At 46.9% G+C, this 757-nt stretch carries 1 protein-coding gene; it reads left to right on the top strand.

What is annotated here, in order from left to right:
• On the top strand, nt 1-757 hold a 757-nt coding region (locus tag R7044_RS25105; RefSeq protein ID WP_225455983.1), incomplete at both ends, for a dihydropteroate synthase.

Here is a 757-nt window from a genome sequence, read left to right as displayed (position 1 = left end):
TTATCTTTCGGTCTTAACTGTGCATTGGGGCCCGATGAACTGCGCCCATACGTGGAAGAGCTTTCTCGTATTTCTGAATCATTTGTTTCCGCGCACCCTAACGCAGGTTTGCCGAATGCTTTTGGAGAATATGACCTTTCTCCAGAAGATATGGCAGAGCATGTAAAAGAGTGGGCTAGCAGCGGCTTTTTAAATCTGATTGGTGGCTGTTGTGGTACAACGCCGGAGCATATTCGCCAAATGGCGCAGGCCGTTGAAGGTGTTACACCTCGCGCTTTGCCAGATTTGCCTGTTGCTTGTCGTCTCTCCGGATTAGAGCCATTAACGATTGAGAAAGAGACTTTATTCATCAATGTCGGTGAGCGAACTAACGTCACAGGTTCTGCTCGCTTTAAACGTTTGATCAAAGAAGAACAGTATGACGAAGCATTAGAAGTCGCGCGTCAGCAAGTGGAAAATGGTGCCCAAATCATCGACATCAACATGGATGAGGGGATGTTAGACGCACAGGCTTGTATGGTGCGTTTTCTAAACCTATGTGCCTCAGAACCAGAAATCTCCAAAGTGCCAATCATGGTCGACTCTTCCAAATGGGAAGTGATCGAAGCGGGTCTGAAATGCATTCAAGGTAAAGGCATTGTGAACTCTATCTCTTTGAAGGAAGGCAAAGAGAAATTTGTTGAGCAAGCTAAACTGATCCGTCGTTATGGCGCAGCGGTGATCGTCATGGCATTCGATGAGGTTGGTCAGGCAGAAA

This window comes from Vibrio sp. 1402 (assembly GCF_033340275.1).
This window is presented reverse-complemented; position numbering and strand designations above follow the sequence as displayed.